General features: G+C 43.6%; 2 protein-coding genes. One reads left to right on the top strand and one right to left on the bottom strand.

The window, feature by feature from the left end; all coding sequences use genetic code 11:
• Positions 1-336 (top strand): chorismate-binding protein (locus A3757_RS00480; RefSeq protein WP_197469604.1); only part of this gene is annotated, 336 nt, incomplete at its 5' end.
• 26 nt (positions 337-362) lie between these two features.
• Here the strand turns inward: A3757_RS00480 and scpB are convergent.
• A partial coding sequence (gene scpB, locus A3757_RS00485) for an SMC-Scp complex subunit ScpB (RefSeq protein ID WP_156506061.1) occupies positions 363-907 on the bottom strand: 545 nt, incomplete at its 5' end.

Raw genomic sequence — 907 nt, forward strand, 5'->3', positions numbered from 1 at the left:
AGCCATATAAAAGGGAGGCTTAGGAAGGATGTTACCGAATTAGATGCATTTTTTGCCTGTTTTCCAGGTGGGTCTATTACGGGAGCTCCTAAAATTAGGTCAATGGAAATTATTAATGAGTTAGAAGGCTCCGGCAGAGACGCCTATTGCGGTTCAATTTTTTATCTAAATGGAAATGGAAATTTTGACAGTAATATACTTATTCGAACCATTGTGCATTCGGGAAATAAATTACATTGCTGGGGCGGCGGCGGAATCGTTCACGACTCAAACTGTAAAGAAGAGTATCTAGAAAGTTTAACTAAGGTCAGTAATTTAACGGGAATTTCGGAATAAGCATATAGAGCCTTCCTTATATAGAGCTAATCGTCCTGTTTTACTGACTCATCTTCGGTGCCGACTAGCTCTAATTGTGCATTTAATTCTTTGGAAATTAGCTCAATATCTCGAATTTCGGCCAAGGTTGGCAGGTCATCAAGGCTGCTTAGGTTGAAATAGGAAAGAAAATGCTTGGTCGTTGCATAAATTGCTGGTCGACCGGGAACCTCGCGATGACCCACAACTCGCACCCAATTTCTTTCTAGCAGGGTCTTCATTATGGTAGAGCTGACTGCAACCCCCCGAACTTCTTCAATATCGCCACGCGTAATCGGTTGGCGATAGGCAATCAAGGCCAATGTTTCCAAAAGTGCTCTGGAATACTTTTGAGGTCGTTCTTCCCATAAACGCTGTACCCACTCGCTCATTGAAGGCCGGGACTGAAAGCGATAAGCGCCAGAAAACTCAACCAACTCAACACCACGACCTTTGTAGTCTTCCTCAATTTCTTGCAATACGGAGCGAAACACTGCCCTGGTAGGCGTAAGGTCAGGTTCCAATAAAGCTTGAATCGCATCGATAGACAAAG

This window comes from Oleiphilus sp. HI0117, from assembly GCF_001635235.1.